This window comes from Bartonella sp. B30(2025) (genome assembly GCF_053793825.1).
Genome location: NZ_CP200034.1, coordinates 1,552,571 through 1,571,570, shown reverse-complemented (window position 1 = coordinate 1,571,570; position 19,000 = coordinate 1,552,571). Strand labels below are relative to the sequence as shown.

Here is a 19,000-nt window from a genome sequence, read left to right as displayed (position 1 = left end):
CAATGAATCCTACAGATAGCAAAACAGCTTTTAGTATAACAATTTTTTTTAAGAGAGATAACATAATTTTTTGAGTATCAAAGTTTCTAGATTCTCTCTTATTCTTGAATGTTGAATAAATAATGTTATCATGACACAACAATTTTTATAAAATCCGCAAAAAACTTTATTAGAAATTATTATAACCATACGGCATCTCAGCGAAAATATTATTAATCAAATTGCAGCAGGAGAAGTGATTGAACGCCCAGAATGAATCCTACAGATAGCAAAACAACTTTTAGTATAACAATTTTTTTTTAAGAGAGATAACATAATTTTTTGAGTATCAAAGTTTCTAGATTCTCTCTTATTCTTGAATGTTGAATAAATAATGTTATCATGACATAACAATTTTTATAAAATCCGCAAAAAACTTTATTAGAAATTATTATGACCATACGGCATCTCAGCGAAAATATTATTAATCAAATTGCAGCAGGAGAAGTGATTGAACGCCCAGCAAGCGTTGTCAAAGAACTTGTTGAAAATGCTATTGATGCTGGAGCAACTCGAATCGAAATTGTTACAGCAAACGGCGGTAAAAATTTTATCAAGGTAAGCGATAATGGTTGTGGAATTCCTGCAGACCAATTGACTTTAGCCGTTTCTCGTCACTGTACATCAAAAATTACCGATGATGTGCATAATATCTGTTTTCTCGGGTTTAGAGGAGAGGCTTTACCTTCTATTGGTTCTGTTGCAAAACTTAAATTAATTTCACGAACACAGCATGCTGACAATGCCGCTGAAATTACCGTCACAGCAGGACAATGTATTGGACCAAAACCAGCCGCTGCTAATCTTGGCACTATCGTTGAAGTTCGTGATCTTTTCTTTATCACTCCAGCACGATTAAAATTTATGAAAACGGATCGTGCTGAAACAAATGCCATAACCGATATGGTGAAACGAATTGCTATCGCATTTCCACACATCCGCTTTTCTCTTTTTGGCCCAGACCGCGTTTCTATAGAATTGCCTGCTATGGAAAATAACACTCAAGGACAATTACAACGTATCACACAAATTATGGGAAAAGAATTTGCTGCCAATACCATCACACTTAATGCTGAACGTGAAGAAGTTCGCTTGACCGGTTTTACCTGTTTACCATCTTTTAGTCGTAGTAACAATCTTCATCAATTTGCTTATGTTAATGGTCGTCCAGTACGTGATAAACTTATCTGTGGAGCAATTCGAGGAGCATATGCTGATGTCATGGCTCGAGATCGTCATCCCGTATCCATTCTTTTCATTGATATACCGTCCGCCGATGTAGATGTTAATGTGCATCCAGCTAAAGCCGATGTACGCTTCCGAGATCCAGGATTAATTCGTGGTTTAATTGTTGGAGCAATTCATGAAGCTCTACATAAAACTGGTGTTCGTCCCATTTCAACAAACTCTGAAGCAATGCTCGCTGCATTTCAAGCACCACAGCCATCAAGAAGTTTAAAAAATACCTATCAGCCTTTTTCTTATACTTCACAGCATCAAAATTTTACGCCAACATCCATGCTACACAAACCTCTCGATGCTGCAAACCTTGTTAATTTAAAAGAAGATTCCACCTCTATTATAGAGTGCTTAAATACACCAAGCGCTGATGTATGTACTGCGAACACTATGCCCTCACAGGAAGAATTACATTATCCATTAGGAGCTGCAAGAGCACAAATTCATAAAAATTATATCATCGCTCAAACTCAAGACAGCTTAATAATTGTTGATCAACACGCTGCTCATGAAAGACTCATTTATGAATCACTCAAAAGTGCACTTTACTCCAAACCTCTTCCTTCACAACTGTTGCTTATCCCTGAAATCATTGAACTTTCTGAAGAAGATGCAACGCGTCTTTTAACGCACAAAGACGCTCTGCAAAAATTTGGCTTAGGAATAGAATCATTTGGACCTGGAGCAATTGTTGTACGAGAAACACCTTCCATGTTAGGAGAAATTGACGTAAAAGCCCTTATTAAAGATCTAGCAGATGAAACCGCAGAATATGATACGACAGACAATTTAAAAGCAATGCTTGATTACGTTGCTGCAACTATGGCTTGTCATGGTTCAATTAGGTCAGGACGTCTTTTGCGTCCTGAAGAAATGAATGCTCTACTACGACAAATAGAAGAAACACCCAATACTGGTACTTGCAACCACGGTCGCCCTACTTATATCGAACTTAAATTAATCGATATAGAACGGCTTTTTGGCAGAAAATAAATTATTATTTGTCGTTATAGTAGAAAAAATATTTTTTTAATTTACTCTCGACTTTATAAAAATCCTATGGCACCTTACTTAAATCATCTCTCATACAAATAAGAAGGGGATTATGAATGATGTTTTCCAATAATGATCGCGAAGCAAAAATTCATTATTCCAATAGTGAATATAAAATCCTAAAATATGGCACTTACACCCTTTGTGCAGTTACCGGACAAAAAATCCCTATAAATGATCTCAAATATTGGAGCCCTCTCCGCCAAGAAGCTTACGCCAATTGTGAAATTTCCTATCATCGCGAACTTGAATGCAATCAACATCTTAGTCAATTACTAAAGAAACACAAAAAGTAATCAATTAAAGATTATAAAACAAAAACTTTGCTTTCAGAACTGCTCCATTAAAGAGGATTGTTTCGTTTTGCAAAACGGTCTATCACTTCCTCAAGGATTATACTGCAGAAATTTTTTTGAGCAAAATCAACTTTAACATCAAATACAACAAGATTTTTTAAATCTTCTTGTACACAACTTGTTCGTATGCGCATATAATCTTTAGCAGTTGTAGCCAGCCATAAATTTTGCTTTTTAGCTTTTTGCGCAAGATTTTTTAAATCTCTGTCTGTAAAAAAATAATGATCAGGATAAGAGTAAGTTTGCATAATACAACCAGATAACTCTCTAATAGATTTGAAAAATTTATTTGGATTGCCAATACCTGCAAAGGCTAAAAATAATTTTCCCGCAACATTATCCGACACTAATGGTTTAAAATGAGCATGATGTAAAGGCTTTTCAGTGTTGATCAAAAGAGAACAAACTTTATTATTATCTGAATCGCCAATCAACAATACGCTATCCATTAAAGAAAACTGTGTTTTTAGCGGTGCACGCAAAGGTCCTGCCGGGAAAACAGCTCCATTGCCAAAATTGCGCATTGCATCCACAATCAACAATGCATAATCTATGTAAAGATGACGACTGTGAAATCCATCATCCATTAAAATAAGATTGCATCCTTCTTTCTTGAGCCGTTTTGCCGCTGCATAACGATCAGGCGATACAGCAACAAAAGCATGTTGCGCAAGCAAAAGAGCTTCATCTCCAACATGACGTGCATTGTCACTTTCCTTATTTACAAGATGCACCTTCTGCACTGTTCCACCATAGCCACGTGATACGATACCTGGAACGAAACCAAGCTCTTTTGCCACTTGAGCAAAAGCAATAACAACAGGCGTTTTACCCGCACCACCTAATGTAAAATTTCCGATGCACAAAACTGGGAGATCAATAACAGGAGACTGTTTAGCCATAACACAACGTGCGAAATAACTGTACACCCAAGAAATTGGCATTAATAGAAAATATAAAAAACTTTTATCTTTCCACCAAAAACGGGGAGCTTTAATATACATACCTATCCCGATATTGGCTTAAACTTGTTTGTATTACAAGGGGTTGCAAAAATGGATCAAGAACTTTTAACGTACGATCGAGCGCACCAGCCATACCCGTTGCAATTTCATAGGCTGTCTTAATCATTTCTTGCCGTAACACTTCATTTGTTAAAAGTCTATACACCTGAGTAGCAAGCTGCTCTTTATCTTTAACCATATAGGCTGCATCACGAACTAAAAATTGTTCAAACATATTTTGAAAATTTGCAGTATGAGGCCCTGTTAAAATGGCGGAGCCCAAAAAAGCTAACTCCAATGGATTGTGTCCACCACGCCCACACAGCGACTTCCCAATGAAAGTAACTTTCGATAAACGAAGAAAAAGCCCCATTTCCCCAATTGTATCTCCCCAAAAAACATCTGTATTGGCGTCTGGAACGGTATTATCGCTTCGGCGAATAAAGTGCAGATTCTCATTCTCATATTTTTTAATAAGATCATTCGAACGTTCAGGATGACGAGGAACAATAATTGTTAATACACCTGGCAAATATTTTTTAAGAATTTTATGAACTTCAAAAGCAATCTTCTCTTCTCCTTCATGGGTTGAAACAGCTGCCCAAACTGGACGATCGCCAATAGCATTACGATAATACATGAGCAATTCTTTATCTTCAACCAAAGAAACATCCGCCTTAAGATTACCAGAAAACGCAACAGATTTTACCCCAAGTGTATGATAATAGACCACATCTTTTTCATTTTGACCAATAGCCATATCAATATGCTTAAAAATATGTTTGGCAAGAACGCGTCGTTTTTGCCAAGCTGTAAAAGAACGTTCAGACATATGGGCATTAATCAAAATTTGTGGAATGCGCATTTTAGCGAGTTCTTTAATACGTAATGGCCAGATTTCCGACTCACAAATCAATGCCAAATCAGGCTTCCAATGACCAATAAAACGACGCACTGCTAAATCCAAATCCAACGGGGCATATTGATGAATTAGCCGATCCCCAAAGAGTTTTTTTGCCAAAGATGCAGATGTTACAGTACAGGTTGTTAATAGTATATTGATTTTTAAAGATAAAATGTAATTAATAAGTGGAACAAGAGCAAGCATTTCTCCAACACTTGCCGCATGCAACCAGATTAGCGGATTTTGAGGACGTCTTTTACGACTTTTACCTAAACGCTCTTTTTTGCGACTCCAATCTTCTTTTCCATAAATAGCACGAAAAAACAAATAAAAAGGCACTATAGGAGCTAAACAAAAACCAATCATCCGATAGATTAAAAGGGCCGCACGTGCCTTTAGTTCTACCATTTAATCACTCCATTTACTTATTTGGAAACGCTTGTAAGCTTTTTACTTAATGATTCACAATTTCTGTTCATTGCATACATTTTTTTTTAGTAAAAGTACCTTTCACATTTTGGAAAATAAAAAATGTTTCATTTATGAGCATAATTGAATATCTAAAGACAATAGAATTACAATTATATTCCATATTTTAAAAAAATCTTTTCTCACAAAAATACATGTATAAGAGCATCGAAAAATAAGTAATTTTAGCTCATAAAGTAATTATTTTTTTTGATTTTTATATGCTTTTTCATGTTGCATATTTGTAATCATACCCGTCTTCTTAAGATTTAAATACATTTGAATATGAGCTATACATTAGCTCTAGTGCAACGCATTTTCTTTCATCAGCTCCAAAACACACAAAAATTTAAATATAGATTTTTTGCAAGTTACACATTTGTATCTAGAATGGAAAATGAAAAAGCTAGAAACAATTTCCGCATCTAAAAAAGCAATCGCTAGCTGTTCCAAAAGTAAGAATAAGTAAGAATATATGAATATTGATTAAGCAACCGGTGTCTTTTCAGCGCAGCGTAAACCTTTTAACAATGGATTTATCCAACAAACTAATTAGACGCAAACGATACCTCAACATCCACACAACAAAAGCCCTGTTACCACATTTTTATAAATGAAGGTCAGTTCGTTTACAAAGAGGCTTAAAAATAAGGATCATTTCTTCTTTTCTTAAATTATTTGATATCCTTAATAAAAGGCAATCTTACTGTCCACACACAATCTAAGAAAATAATTATATCAACTTCCATCGTTGTTTATACATCACCCGTTTCAGAATCAAGAAACCGGTACAAATCTACAATGTAATAGCGTTGTAATGCGTTATCTACACTACTCTGTGCTTTCGCATGCCATGCTTCTTGAGCCGATTGATAATCTGGGAAAATACCAACCACATCTAAACTATCGGGATTCTTAAACTGATTACTAGTAAGATTTTTTAATTCTCCACCAAATACGAGATGTAAATATTGTTTTTTATCGTTGGGTTCAGCCATATGAATTCTCCGTATTATTAAAGAATTTTAACATGTTTTTACGTGATTAAACTAACTTTATTTGACGAATAACATTTATCATATTTTGACAGCAATTATTTTTTCCAGCAATTAAAAAACCATATCGATGGGGTTCAACTCCATAAGAGATAGAAGACGCATCCAGTGATAAAAAGCATCCACCACATTCTTGTAAAATAAGATCAGCAGCAGCAATATCCCACGCATGACAATCCGGACGAACTAACACAATATCAACCTCTCCTTGAGTAACAAGGGCAAGACTATAAGCAAGCGAAGAAATATGGGGGTAAAAACTAACTTGGTTGCAAAAATCTCGCGGCAATCTTTGAGCAATTGGTTTATCAAGTAAGATTTTATATTTACGATTGCTCTCAGATGCCAAAAGAGGAAGTTTTATATCATTTAATGTCGTCCCTTTGCCAACAGCAGCAGCATAAACTTCTTTTTTTACTGGACACTGCAACACACCCGCGATAGGGCGTCCATTCTCAATAATAGCGACTGAAATACACCAATCAGAACTACCAGAAAGAAAACCTCGTGTTCCATCAATAGGATCAACAACAAAATAGCGTTCATAAGCCCATTGTTTACGATTATCTTGCGTTTCTTCTGAAATCCACCCATAATTGGGACGCGCTTCAAGAAGTTTTTCCTTCAGAAAGCAATCAACTGCAAAATCTGCCTCACTGACTGGTGAATTACCATCTTTTATCCAAACATCTAACGCACATCCAAAATACCTCAGCGCTATCTCTCCCGCCTCACTACAGACATCGAGCAAAAAGTCTAAATCAGAAGAAGAGTGTGTGTTATTTTCCTGCAAGTGTCATTCCTTCAATTAACAATGTCGGAGCAGCCGTACCATAACGCCGATCAATATCATTTGCTGGTGTTAAATGCGCTAACATATGGAGTAAATTAGAACCTAATGTGACTTCACTCACTGGGTAAACAATTTCACCGTTTTCAATCCAAAAACCAGATGCACCACGGCTATATTGTCCTGTCACAAAATCAATACCATGCCCGAATAATTCTGTAACATAAAAACCATTCCGAACATCTTTTATCATATCTTGAGGCGATACTGAACTTGGTTCGATAGCGAAGTTGGTGCTTGCTGGTTGCACTAATGATGCTGAACGGACACCATGCCCATTTGTTTTAAGACCTAATTCACGCGCTGAAGATGATGAAAGAAGCCAGTTTTTTAAAATACCATTTTCAATAATATTCAATGCTTGTCCTTCAACTCCCTCTCCATCAAAAGGACGAGAAGAGTTTCCACGCAAAAGCAAAGGCTGATCTGTTACATTAACATGAGATTTCATTACCGCTTTGCCAACAAAATCTTGTAAAAGACTCGTTTTGCGAGCAACTGATGCTCCATTAACCATAGATGCGATATGCCCCGCAATGCCACGTGCCGTCCGCGGATCAAAAACAACATCAACAACCCCAGTATCTGCACGCACTGCTCCTAAACGTCGAACCGCGCCTACCCCTGCATTTTTTCCCACAGTTTCTGCTTCTTCTAAATCAGAAAAATGTAAAGCAGTTGTATAATCATAATCTCGCTCCATCATTGTTCCTTCACCAGCAAGCGCACTACAAGAGCGTGAAAAATAACTAGAGTGATAAGCTCCACAAAAACCATCACTGGTAACAAGAACAAATCCACTACGACCATATGCTGTCGCAGCTCCACCAGAATTGCTGACTCCTTTAACATCAAGAGCTGCAGCTTCCATTTTTAAAGCATCTTCTGTTAAAAAACGGCTATCCGGAACAAAATTATCAAAAAGATCAAGATCTTTAGGATGAGAAACCAAACACTCTTTATCTGCAAGACCTTCAAATAAACTGTCAGGAGAAACTTTAGCCATAGCAACAGCACGTTCTGCTAATTCTTTTGGGCAAGCTGCTAAATTAGCAGAAACACTTGCTACTTTTTTGCCAACAAAAACCCTTAATGTAAAATCATCACTTTCTGAAGATTCCGTAGACTCGACTTTCCCAAAACGAGCCGACACACGAAGAGAACGCGAACGAACAACAACAGCATCAGCAGCATCTGCTCCAGAACGTTTCGCCGCTTCAATTAACGAAACGGATTTATCAATCTGGTTCTTGTCAGCCATTATAAACTCCCTCAAATATTGATCATATATGCTGGTAAGCAATGTAGAAGATTTATAAAAATATAACTTTTATACGCTTATTGATGTTGATGAAAATTATGCACTATTGATACACTTTTTTTATTAAAAAAAACGAATAATCTCCTTCTTAGTATCTTTTTTAACTTTAATTTGATTTCTAAACATTCCAATACTCAAAATATGATTTATCCTTCATATTTCTCAACTCTTCGGAACTAAATCTTTTTTGTGTAACTTTTCTTACCGTATGCTTTATCTTTACGCAAATATAAGGCAATACTTTTCTCATTATAGTTTTTTCTTTATGCCTATAAATTCTTTCATCAACTCGCAATAAAAAATATCCATTTTTGTGATTGATATAGCCTATTTCAAAATACTATCATTGATTTTATCTTCACACATTTTTACGTAATTAACTCACAATCATCAAAGTCTTTAACTAAAATAAAAAGAAATATTACATTAACAAAATAATCGATACTCAATAAGAAAAATACAATAAACGTTCCATCAAAATTAACTACCTTATCGAATAAAATGAGATCCTTTTCATAACAAAATCTATAATCTCAATTTATAAAAATGTATTGCTGTATCACCATAAAGACGCTTATCATCTATATAAAATATATCAGGTAAACGAATAATCGCATTTTTTTTCTCTTCAAGTATAAAAAGTGTATTGGCTTTTGCCCACCCTCCTTTTAAGGTAGATATAAAGGCAAGCTCACCTAAGCAATGGCCATAAGGCGGATCCGCGCAGATAATATCAAATGGAAACATTGTCCCAATATTACCAAGTTTTGTCGCATCCCGACGCAAAATTTTTCCAGCAGACTGCAATTCAAAAGCCTCAATATTTTTTTGAATCAATCCACGCCCCTCAACGGAATTTTCAACAAAAACAGCAAATTTTGCACCACGCGAAAGTGCCTCAATGCCTAAAGCACCAGTACCTGCAAAAAGATCAAGAATACGTTTATTGTCCCAAAATTGCTCTTCTCGGCTAGAAAGAATATTAAAAAGGCTTTCACGTGTACGATCACTGGTCGGACGAATTGACTGGCTAATAGGTGCACACAAAACACGCCCCGCAAATTTACCGCCTATAACTCGCACGCGATCCTCCAAACAGCTTTGATATTTTTGCATGACCCTTATACGGCTTAGATTTTTTTATAGTGCTCTCAGATGATTTGACCTTTCGCTTCCGCTCAAATAAATGCTCATTATGACCATCTTTAATAGTTTTTTTTGTCTTTTTAAAAAGATGTTCTTTCTTGCTAGAAACATACACACCATCATGGGATATCTTATTTCGTTTTTGATCAAAATAAATACTCTTATTTTTCTGTAACTGGACCTTTGATGACTTGCTCTTATCTTTATGAGAAGACCTCTGATCAAGTGGCTTTCCCTTACGGTCATAAAAATTATTTTCACTATAAGAAGACTTTTTGCGTGCACCTTGTGGACGCGCACCAGGAGCCATCCAAACATTAGAACGACGAGAACGAGGCAAGAAACGTTCTCTTTTTTCATCTTCTCCTTTATCTTTACTCACAAATTTTTCATCAAATTTTGCGCTTAATCGTGCTCGCCCATGCGCAACAAAACCTTTACGCAATTTATGCCCTGTATTTTTCTCAGTTGAGGAAATCCAACCATCATTGGTAACGATACGATCTTTATTACTTGGTTTTTCAACAGTAACCATAGAATTTGAAAATGGTTTAAGAATAGGAGCATCAAAATCTGCATTGGCTTGCATAATTAAGCGTTCACCTAATTGATCACGTAATGTCCTACCTTTTATCTCACGAACCGCTCCTTCTTCTAAATCAGACAACTGAAATGGACCATAAGATACGCGAATTAAACGATTAACCGATAACCCCAAAGCACCAAGAACATTCTTAATTTCACGATTTTTTCCTTCACGCAAAGCAACAGAAATCCATACATTCGACCCTTGTTCGCGCTCAATTGATGCTTCAATAGAACCATAAAAAGTACCATTAATTGCTATACCATTTTTAAGATTATCAAGAGCACTCTGCTTTATTTTTCCATGAGCACGCACCCTATATTTACGCACCCAGCCTGTTAAAGGCAATTCTAATACACGTGCTAAACCGCCATCATTGGTTAGCAGTAAAAGCCCTTCCGTATTAATATCAAGTCTTCCAACAGAAAGAACACGAGGCATTCCTTTTGGCAAATTGCTAAAGACTGTTGGTCTGCCTTCTGGATCACGATTAGTAGTCACAAGCCCTGCTGGCTTATGATAAAGCCATAACCGTGTTCGCTCCATCGGAGATAAAGGTTTGCCATCAACTTTAATAATATCAGAACGAGTAACATTAAAAGCAGGCGTCGTCACAACAGCCCCGTTAACAACAATACGACCAGCAACAATCATCATTTCTGCATCACGACGTGACGCAACACCAGCACGCGCTAACCTTTTAGCAATCCGCTCACTTTCACTGTTTTCATTCATTTGCTTTTCACACCAATTTTTTACAATATGTTCAGCAAATTATTTACATGTACCATACCGCTTATTCTAAAAAAGGAATTAACATAATCATTTATTATTTTCTATCCTTTAGCAGAAATAATATACTTTTACTTGCAAATTGGTTTTAAAAATTTTTAAAAAAGAATGGTATCCTCTTTGTTATAAAAGAATGATATTGCTGCTCGCTTCATAACATGCCTTATAAAAGGTATCTTTGTTGACCTCCTATACTTTATAGAAAGGATACTATGAGTTTAACCCCCATGGAAATAGCTCTTTTAGAGGCTCAATGGGCCAATAAAAAAGATGAAGTTCCTGTAGGAGCTGTTATCGTACGCGAAAAAAAAATTATTGCACGCGCTGGTAACTACATAAAAACGCCATATGATCCTACAGGACATGCAGAAATACGTGTCATCCGTATGGCTTGCGAAAGACTCCAAAGCGAAAGGCTCCCGGATTGCGACCTTTATGTAACGCTCGAACCTTGTGCTATGTGTGCTGCAGCTATTTCATTCACACGCATACGGCGCCTCTATTACGCAACAAACGATCCAAAAGGTGGCGCTATAGAACATGGTCCACGCTTTTATCAACATTCAACTTGTCATCACAGACCTGAAATTTATTCTGGATTTAAAGAGAAAGAAGCAGCTCAACTACTGAAAAATTTTTTTGCACAAAAGCGATGTTGAAAATAACATCTATTTAATATTGAGTACGCCTATCTTTTAATAAGATCATATTTTTTAAAGCAAGCAAATTTTTTACTAAGACCTTCTTCGCAGATACTTCATCTTTATCTTTCATGGATAAGTGCAATGCTAGACAGTTAATGATAGCTTAAAGGCGGCTGAATAAGGGAAGATTCCGTACTGAAGTTTTGTCCTTTTTGACTAGACACGTACTCTTGCTGTTGGTTCGCATTTAATTGTAAAGAATCTCGTGAATAGATAGCTTTTCTTTTATTACCAGAATACTGCTCGGGCACCACCATTTTAACAGAAGAGCCATGCTGCGCTACATCTTTTTGAGGCAGAGGTAAATCCGTAAGCGCACTTGCTTCTGGAAAAACAAGTTTCGGACGAGATTTCATAACAAGCTGAGAGTTATCATTTTTAGATTTTAGCGAAACAGATTGTGCGATATCTTTTAAAAACCGTACAGACACAACCTGCCCTGTACCATAAGTAGGCGTAGACAGACCACATCCTGTTAAAAAAAAACATACACACAAAACACTTATTGAAAATATTTTTAATTTATGCTTTCCCACTGCTCATCCATTTCCAAAAATGCATAGCTGGCTTAAGATTCCCGCGATTTTTATTGAAAACCAGCTTCAAACACAAATTCCCCTCCCAGAGACAAAGCAATGGGAACCCATCGGTACTATAAAAAGCCATATTTATCAATGACAGAATTCAGATAATAGCGAATACACTTTACAATTCTGAACTTTTCCCCATAATTTACATTTTTAAATTTTGCCGAGAATATGTAATTCTCGTAATGCAGCCGCATCACGAGCAGATACATCAGGATAATCTGGATCGCTACCAACATCTTGTGTGTAACGCCATGACCGGGCGCACTTTGTACCCACAGCTTTACCTGAATACACACCAACACCCTCAACATCGCTTAAAGTAAAAGCATCCACAGGCACTATATCATGAACAATTGTTAAAGCACTCGTTATACAGATTTCCGCCATATCTAAATTTTCTAATGCTTCCAATAAAACTGGGTTAGAAATAAAAACAATAGGAACAGCTTCCAAAGATGATCCAATATGTTTGTTTGCCCGTTCAAGCTCTAAAGCACCTGTCACAACTTTACGAACCTGCCGAATTTTTTTCCAACGTTCAGCTAAAGATTCGTTCTGCCATTCTTCTCTCGCGGAACGAAACTGTTCTAAATGCACCGAAAGACTTTCCGGATAACGCTCTAACCAAGCCTCTTCCATTGTAAAAGGCAACATTGGAGCAAGCCACGTTACCATTCGCTCAAAAATCTCACGAATAACCTGCAAAGAAGCCTTGCGTTTTTTTGATGAAGGCGCATCACAATAGAGGGAGTCTTTGCGAATATCAAAATAAAATGCTGATAACTCAATGATTGAAAAATCGAGTAAAGCACGCATAATCTTTTTAAAATCAAAATCATCGTAAGCACGATTGATTAATTTATCTAATTCGAAAAGCTGGTGTAATATAAATTTTTCAAGATCTGGCAATGCGCAATACGGTATTTCTTCTCCTTCATCATGCGTTAGAGTTCCCAGCATCCAGCGAATAGCATTACGTAATTTACGATACGCATCCTTATTTGTTTGAAGAATCGTTTTGCCTAAACGCTGATCTTCCCAATAATCTGTCGTCGTTACCCAAAGACGAAAAATATCCGCGCCAGATGCCTTAATAATCTCTTGCGGAACAATTGTATTTCCTAAGGATTTAGACATTTTTTTGCCATGCTCATCCAAAGTAAAACCATGAGTAATCACCGTTTTATAAGGAGAACAAGCACGCGTACCACAACTCTCTAAAAGAGAAGACTGAAACCATCCACGATGTTGATCAGATCCTTCAAAATAAACATCAGCAGGCCATTGCAAATCATCCCGATCTTCTAGAACAAAACTATGACTTGCTCCAGAATCAAACCAAACGTCAAGAATATCATAGACCTGTACCCAAGGCTCATGTGCACGTTCACCTAAAAAGCGCTCACGCGCTCCTTCAGCAAACCATGCATCTGCACCTTCTGTTTCAAAAGCTTGCAAAATACGCTCATTTACACGCTCATCTTTTAAAATAACACCATCTTCATTTGTAAAAATACAAATTGGCACACCCCAAGCACGTTGACGAGAAAGGACCCAATCAGGACGATCTGTTATCATAGAAGCCAAGCGAGTCTTACCAGAAGAAGGCACAAAACGCGTCGACGAAATAGCATCTAAAGCTCGGCTACGTAGAGTAGACCCATCCCCAAGATCTTTATCCATTGCAATAAACCATTGCGGCGTATTACGAAAAATAACCGGTTTTTTTGATCTCCAACTATGAGGATAAGAATGTTTTAAACGACCGCGAGCAAATAATCGGTCCAATTTAATTAAAGTATTAATAACCTCTTTATTAGCGTCACCCATTTTCCCATTATCATCAATAACGCGCGCAGCTCCCCCTTCACGATCTGGACCAAATCCAGGAACATCTTTTGTATAAAAACCAGCATCATCAACAGGAAACGGTATAGAAGAATCAATACCAGCCTGCTCTAAAATAGGTTTATAAGCATTCCAAATTTCAAAATCTTCCCGTCCATGGCTAGGTGCAGTATGAACAAAACCTGTACCAGCACCCTCTGTTACGTGTGAACCATCAAGCATTGCAATTTTATAATTATAACCTCCAGCTAGCCCTTTTAATGGATGGGAAAGAATAAGGTTTTTTAGTTCATCAACAGAAACGGTACGCAAACGTCTTAAAACAAGTTTTGCTTTTTCAGCACAACTCATGGCTAAAGCATCAGCAAAAAGAAGTTTTTCTCCAGCCTGAGGACCAAAATCATTTTCAGAGCTTTCGACTTCATAAACACCATATGAAATCTGTGAAGAATAACTAACTGCACGATTACTAGGAATTGTCCAGGGAGTGGTCGTCCAAATGACTACATAAGCGTCTTTTAAATCATGAGAATGCGTTTCAAAAACAGGAAACTTAACCCAAATGACTTCTGACTCATGATCATGATATTCGATTTCTGCTTCAGCCAAAGCCGTCCGCTCAACTACTGACCACATCACAGGCTTTGAACCACGATACATTTGATCGGACATAGCAAATTTCATTAATTCACTAGCAATACGCGCTTCTGCATGAAAAGCCATTGTAGTATAAGGATTGTTAAAATCGCCAACAACGCCTAAACGTTTAAACTCTTCGCTTTGAACAGTTATCCAATGTTGAGCAAATTCACGACACTCTTGGCGAAATTCATTAAGAGGCACATCATCCTTATTCTTTCCTTGTGCACGATATTTTTCTTCAATTTTCCATTCAATTGGCAGTCCATGACAATCCCAACCAGGAACATAATTTGCATTAAAACCACGCATTTGGAATGAACGAACAATCACATCCTTTAGAACTTTATTTAAAGCATGACCAACATGAATATGACCATTTGCATAAGGTGGACCATCATGAAGAATATAAAACGGACGGTCTTTTGCCTGCTGACGCAGTTTGGCATAAAGCCCCATATCTTCCCATCGCGACAACAGTTCAAGTTCTTTTTGTGGCAAACCTGCACGCATAGGAAAATTTGTTTGTGGCAAATAAAGAGTTTTTGAATAATCTATAGTTTCATTTTTCACAGTCATTGTGAAATATTCCCATCCACTTTCACGATTTCACTTTTTGCATAATTTCCCTGAATCTCGCAACTTTAGTTTTTTACTATAGAATAACCAAATCAATCATTCAGATTAAGTAAGCAGCGATCGAAAAGATATATCATCATGCTCCATGGGCTTTATCATGAAACTATTAAGAAAGGAAACACCAAAATGGTCTTCTTAAAAAAATAAAGACCCCATCTCTGATGGGGACTTTTAACAATTTTATTTTGCTCAAAATTAAAATTTATAAGCGACACCAACACGGAAGTCATTGGTCTTATAGTTAATTTCAAGTTTTTCTTTTGCAAATTTCTTTTTACCAAAATCTGAATAGCGGTATTCTGCACGCAGCAAAATATTATCTGTCACTGCAAATTCAACACCACCACCAACAGTATAACCAATCATTGTCTTTGTTTCATCCGCTATATTTTCAGACGAAGCAGTTTCCTCATCCTGTTTTTTCAACGATAAAGTATCTTGAAGCTGCGTATATGCAATACCACCAGCAACATACGGCATAATACGATCAGCAGCAAAACCGACACGTACCCTCGTAGCCCCAGACCAGTTTTGTTTTAAAGTATGACTTAGAGATTCAACATGATCTTGGCCATAACCAAACAAAGAAGCCATCCGATTCATTTCTTCTATACTATGTGCATTTGACCCTTTGCTACCCGCAGCATGTGAAGATTGTTGCGCACCATGTCCTGCTCCATGATTTGCATTCCCATATCCACTCCCACTAGCATGTGCCATACCATGATGTGCAGAATCAGGTGCACCATGAGGAGAACTTCCATGCCCACCACCATGAGACACACCGCTATGTCCGTGATGTCCAGCATAATCTACACCTGTTGGGTTTGCGCCCGCTACTGGTGCTACCACTGGCTTTGCCGCTGCCACTGGCTTTGTCGCTGCCACTGGTTTTGCCGCTGCCACTGGTTTTGCCGCTGCCACTGGTTTTGTTGCTGCCACCGGCTTTGCTGGTGCTGGCGTTGCTGGTGCTGGCGTTGCTGGTGCTGGTGCTGATCGGCGCGTTCTTCCAACGACATGGTCTATTGCATCATCATTTAACATATCTAGAGTAACTGTCTTTATGTGCTTTTTTCCGGACCAAATAAAATCCGTATCGACACCAAGTACAAAATCATCTCCAAGATCAATATTAGAACCTGCATAAGCTCCACCAAAAAAACCAGAAAGCTTAGGAGACAAGTCTTCACTCAGCGGTACAACTCCACTTCCATCAACAATGTTTATATCCGTTTTGCCAAAAAAACCGCCTGCTTGACCACCAACATAAAAACCCGTCCATGTAAAATCAGGAGCTACAACAGGTGAAGCAGCAACCGGTTGGACCGATTTTTGAGGAATCATCACATCAGCAGCCTGCGCAACAGATGCTGAAACCAAAGCAAAAATAGATGCCGTTATTAAACATTTTGTGTTCATAAAAATATCTCCAAATATCCATAAAGATGTTTTCTATAAGACATCTTTATTAAAATATCTGTAGTAAAAATAACACAGTCACAAAAAATAAAGGCTCCGTTAAAAACGGAGCTCCTTGATCATTTGATTTTTGCTACATGCACTTCATACTAAAGATTAAAACTTGTAAGCTATACCAACACGAAAATCATTGATTTTATAAGAAACTTCGTGCTTATCATCTACAAATTTCTTTTTACTAAACTCTGAGTAACGATATTCCGCGCGCATAACAACATTATCAGTCACAGCAAAATCGATCCCACCACCCAAAGTATAACCAACCAACCATTTTATTTCGTTAGACAAAGTACCGGAAGCAATCAACTGATCTTCATCTGGTTTTGCATCTTCAGCTTTTTCACCTTTTCTTTTTATTGATATCACAGCAACATCGTGAGTCTGCATATAAGACACACCACCAGCGACATATGGAAAAAAGCGATCGGCAGCAAAACCTATACGCATTCGCGTAGCACCAATCCATTTTTCTTTATAAGTAAAATTGTTAAGTTGTTCGTCACCAGCCTCAATGCCTTCTTCTTTTATCTCAATTCCAATATTTTTCAATATATTCGTAAGCTGCTCTTTCTGCCCTTCCTTAATCTTTCGTGTTGCTGTTGTCTTAGTCTCGCTTTTATTAACCCAAACAATATCGCTATCAACACCCAAAACCAAGCCATTTCTGAAATCAACATTAGATCCGGCATAAATACCACCCACAAAACCCGAAAATTTAGGTAAAAAATCTCTATTAAATAGAGTATTCTTTTTTTTCTCAATAACGTTCATGTCAGCTTTACCTAAAATACTGCCAATCTGGCCACCAAGGTAAAAACCTGACCAAGAAAATGCATGAGGAGTCAAAATAATTGGTGTAGTTGGTGCAACTGCCGTATACGCTGAGTATGTTGCTATAGGTTGATTATGCATGATAACATCTGATGCTTGTGCTGAAGAAGCTAAAACTATAACAAAGGTGGAGGCTGTTATTACCCATTTCATATTCATAATTTATCTCCATAGTCAGATATTTGAACACGCAGCCTCATATAGAGCTTGAAAGCCAGATGTCTGCAATGAAAATAGTAAAAATAAAAGCCCCGTCAAAGACGGAGCTTTTAAAGATCTCTTATATATAGAGCTTTCTCTATACTAAAACTAGATCAGAATCAGCTTTTGCTATATTAGAATTTGTAAGCTACACCAACACGGAAATCATTGGTTTTATAAGCAGCTTCATAACTTTCGTTTGAAAGTTTTACTTTACCAAAATCCGAGTAACGGTATTCTGCACGTAAGATAACATTATCAATGATTGCAAAATCAACACCGGCACCAAGAGCATAACCAACCATTGTTTTTTTCGTGTCATAAAGCACACCAGAAATAGTTTTATCATTACTTCTTGTAGCTTGAACACCCTTAGCTTCCTCTTTCGTTACAGTAACTGTATCAAAGCCACGTATTTGCGCATAAGAAATACCACCAGCAATATAAGGCATCATACGATCAGCAACTGTATAACCAAGACGTACCCGCGTAGCACCAGACCACTTCGTTCTAAAAGTAAGATCATCACTTGCTTTAGCGTTTTCTACAATTACACCATCCATATCCCCATTAATCTTGGCCTTCTTAAATTCCTGTTTAAAATTAGAAACCAAGTGTTCATCAAGAACAACATCTGTAAAGACTGGTTTTGTATCCTCCCGATCTTGCCAAACCGCATCTGTTTCAACACTCAAAATGACACCATGTCCAAGTTCCATATTAGAACCAGCATAAACACCACCTGTGAAGCCTGAAACCTTAGGTGATCTATCTTTAGCCCAAGATTCAGCCTCTCTTGATCCCGTCATCTTAATATTACTAGAAAAATTACCAACTTGACCACCAAGATAAAAACCTGTCCAAGAAAACGCAGGAGTAAAGGTGACAACTGCAGATGACTCTTCTTTAGGCGCCATAATATCTGCAGCTTGCACCGCAGAAATCGAAGTCAAGGCAATAACAGAAGTCGCCATTAAACGTTTTATATTCATAAATTTGCTCCTAATTATTTGTGCGTGATTTTATTTATGTGCGTGATCTTATACGGCTACGACAAAAAAATCTGTAGTAAAAATGATACAGACATAAAAAAAACAAAATTTTAAAATTATTTGTAGTATTTTTTCTAAACTCATTCAAATACAAAATATCTTTAATAATATTTTTATCAAAGCTTAAACAACTATGCTTTATACATAAAAAAAACTTATAACTATAGCTACAAATCAAAGTGTTTCCAAACAAGACTCCTTGAT

At 37.1% G+C, this 19,000-nt stretch carries 15 protein-coding genes; 3 read left to right on the top strand and 12 right to left on the bottom strand.

From position 1 onward, the window contains the following. Nucleotides 1–432: 432 nt before the first annotated feature. Both mutL and V4P55_RS06700 read left to right on the top strand, forming a co-directional pair. Complete coding sequence (mutL, locus tag V4P55_RS06705) at nucleotides 433–2,271, top strand: DNA mismatch repair endonuclease MutL (RefSeq protein ID WP_455474319.1); 1,839 nt, start codon at nucleotides 433–435, stop codon at nucleotides 2,269–2,271. Nucleotides 2,272–2,390: 119 nt separating this feature from the next. Further along, entirely contained in the window at nucleotides 2,391–2,627 is a 237-nt protein-coding gene (locus V4P55_RS06700) for a DUF2093 domain-containing protein (RefSeq protein WP_455475071.1), read from the top strand. Nucleotides 2,628–2,674: 47 nt separating this feature from the next. Here the strand turns inward: V4P55_RS06700 and lpxK are convergent, their stop codons facing one another. The 7 genes from lpxK to V4P55_RS06665 form a co-directional block, all read right to left on the bottom strand. Continuing rightward, nucleotides 2,675–3,691 (bottom strand): tetraacyldisaccharide 4'-kinase, encoded by a 1,017-nt coding sequence (gene lpxK / locus V4P55_RS06695; RefSeq protein ID WP_455474318.1) that lies wholly within the window; start codon nucleotides 3,689–3,691, stop codon nucleotides 2,675–2,677. Beyond that, nucleotides 3,681–5,003, bottom strand: coding sequence for a lipid IV(A) 3-deoxy-D-manno-octulosonic acid transferase (gene waaA / locus V4P55_RS06690; protein ID WP_455474317.1), 1,323 nt, complete (start codon nucleotides 5,001–5,003; stop codon nucleotides 3,681–3,683). Before waaA ends, lpxK begins: the two co-directional genes overlap by 11 nt. Nucleotides 5,004–5,818: 815 nt before the next feature. Continuing rightward, nucleotides 5,819–6,061 carry a DUF4170 domain-containing protein gene (locus V4P55_RS06685; RefSeq protein WP_455474316.1) on the bottom strand — a complete coding sequence of 81 codons (243 nt, stop codon included), beginning with the start codon at nucleotides 6,059–6,061 and terminating at the stop codon, nucleotides 5,819–5,821. A 46-nt stretch (nucleotides 6,062–6,107) separates the two neighbouring features. After that, nucleotides 6,108–6,911: a 3'(2'),5'-bisphosphate nucleotidase CysQ gene (locus V4P55_RS06680; protein WP_455474315.1), complete on the bottom strand. Its 804-nt coding sequence runs from the start codon at nucleotides 6,909–6,911 to the stop codon at nucleotides 6,108–6,110. Beyond that, entirely contained in the window at nucleotides 6,898–8,229 is a 1,332-nt protein-coding gene (locus V4P55_RS06675; RefSeq protein ID WP_455474314.1) for a TldD/PmbA family protein, read from the bottom strand. Before V4P55_RS06675 ends, V4P55_RS06680 begins: the two co-directional genes overlap by 14 nt. A 585-nt stretch (nucleotides 8,230–8,814) precedes the next feature. After that, nucleotides 8,815–9,372 carry a 16S rRNA (guanine(966)-N(2))-methyltransferase RsmD gene (gene rsmD / locus V4P55_RS06670; protein ID WP_455474313.1) on the bottom strand — a complete coding sequence of 186 codons (558 nt, stop codon included), beginning with the start codon at nucleotides 9,370–9,372 and terminating at the stop codon, nucleotides 8,815–8,817. After that, the gene (locus V4P55_RS06665; protein WP_455474312.1) at nucleotides 9,353–10,756 is read right to left on the bottom strand and encodes a pseudouridine synthase; all 1,404 of its coding nucleotides are present in this window, start codon (nucleotides 10,754–10,756) and stop codon (nucleotides 9,353–9,355) included. Before V4P55_RS06665 ends, rsmD begins: the two co-directional genes overlap by 20 nt. 269 nt (nucleotides 10,757–11,025) lie before the next feature. On the opposite strand from V4P55_RS06665, the gene V4P55_RS06660 reads away from it, so the two are divergent. Then, nucleotides 11,026–11,472 carry a nucleoside deaminase gene (locus V4P55_RS06660; RefSeq protein ID WP_455474311.1) on the top strand — a complete coding sequence of 149 codons (447 nt, stop codon included), beginning with the start codon at nucleotides 11,026–11,028 and terminating at the stop codon, nucleotides 11,470–11,472. 137 nt (nucleotides 11,473–11,609) lie between these two features. Here the strand turns inward: V4P55_RS06660 and V4P55_RS06655 are convergent, their stop codons facing one another. The 5 genes from V4P55_RS06655 to V4P55_RS06635 all read right to left on the bottom strand — a co-directional run bounded on the left by V4P55_RS06655 (nucleotide 11,610) and on the right by V4P55_RS06635 (nucleotide 18,736). Further along, entirely contained in the window at nucleotides 11,610–12,053 is a 444-nt protein-coding gene (locus tag V4P55_RS06655) for a hypothetical protein (protein WP_455474310.1), read from the bottom strand. A 204-nt stretch (nucleotides 12,054–12,257) separates the two neighbouring features. After that, nucleotides 12,258–15,173: an isoleucine--tRNA ligase gene (gene ileS, locus V4P55_RS06650; RefSeq protein ID WP_455474309.1), complete on the bottom strand. Its 2,916-nt coding sequence runs from the start codon at nucleotides 15,171–15,173 to the stop codon at nucleotides 12,258–12,260. Nucleotides 15,174–15,428: 255 nt separating this feature from the next. Beyond that, the gene (locus V4P55_RS06645; RefSeq protein ID WP_455474308.1) at nucleotides 15,429–16,652 is read right to left on the bottom strand and encodes an outer membrane protein; all 1,224 of its coding nucleotides are present in this window, start codon (nucleotides 16,650–16,652) and stop codon (nucleotides 15,429–15,431) included. Between the two features lie 156 nt (nucleotides 16,653–16,808). Further along, a complete protein-coding gene (locus V4P55_RS06640) occupies nucleotides 16,809–17,702 on the bottom strand; it encodes an outer membrane protein (protein WP_455474307.1) in 894 nt (297 codons plus the stop codon). Nucleotides 17,703–17,878: 176 nt separating this feature from the next. Then, on the bottom strand, nucleotides 17,879–18,736 hold the full coding sequence (locus tag V4P55_RS06635; protein ID WP_455474306.1) for an outer membrane protein: 858 nt from the start codon (nucleotides 18,734–18,736) through the stop codon (nucleotides 17,879–17,881). Nucleotides 18,737–19,000 lie beyond the last annotated feature (264 nt).

Excerpts from the sequence above, each read along its gene's own strand:
- ileS (WP_455474309.1), bottom strand. The coding sequence starts at position 15,173 with ATGACTGTGAAAAATGAAACTATAGATTATTCAAAAACTCTTTATTTG.
- lpxK (WP_455474318.1), bottom strand. The coding sequence starts at position 3,691 with ATGTATATTAAAGCTCCCCGTTTTTGGTGGAAAGATAAAAGTTTTTTA.
- V4P55_RS06640 (WP_455474307.1), bottom strand. The coding sequence starts at position 17,702 with ATGAATATGAAATGGGTAATAACAGCCTCCACCTTTGTTATAGTTTTA.
- V4P55_RS06660 (WP_455474311.1), top strand. The coding sequence starts at position 11,026 with ATGAGTTTAACCCCCATGGAAATAGCTCTTTTAGAGGCTCAATGGGCC.
- V4P55_RS06700 (WP_455475071.1), top strand. The coding sequence starts at position 2,391 with ATGTTTTCCAATAATGATCGCGAAGCAAAAATTCATTATTCCAATAGT.
- V4P55_RS06635 (WP_455474306.1), bottom strand. The coding sequence starts at position 18,736 with ATGAATATAAAACGTTTAATGGCGACTTCTGTTATTGCCTTGACTTCG.
- waaA (WP_455474317.1), bottom strand. The coding sequence starts at position 5,003 with ATGGTAGAACTAAAGGCACGTGCGGCCCTTTTAATCTATCGGATGATT.
- V4P55_RS06685 (WP_455474316.1), bottom strand. The coding sequence starts at position 6,061 with ATGGCTGAACCCAACGATAAAAAACAATATTTACATCTCGTATTTGGT.
- V4P55_RS06675 (WP_455474314.1), bottom strand. The coding sequence starts at position 8,229 with ATGGCTGACAAGAACCAGATTGATAAATCCGTTTCGTTAATTGAAGCG.
- V4P55_RS06645 (WP_455474308.1), bottom strand. The coding sequence starts at position 16,652 with ATGAACACAAAATGTTTAATAACGGCATCTATTTTTGCTTTGGTTTCA.
- mutL (WP_455474319.1), top strand. The coding sequence starts at position 433 with ATGACCATACGGCATCTCAGCGAAAATATTATTAATCAAATTGCAGCA.
- V4P55_RS06665 (WP_455474312.1), bottom strand. The coding sequence starts at position 10,756 with ATGAATGAAAACAGTGAAAGTGAGCGGATTGCTAAAAGGTTAGCGCGT.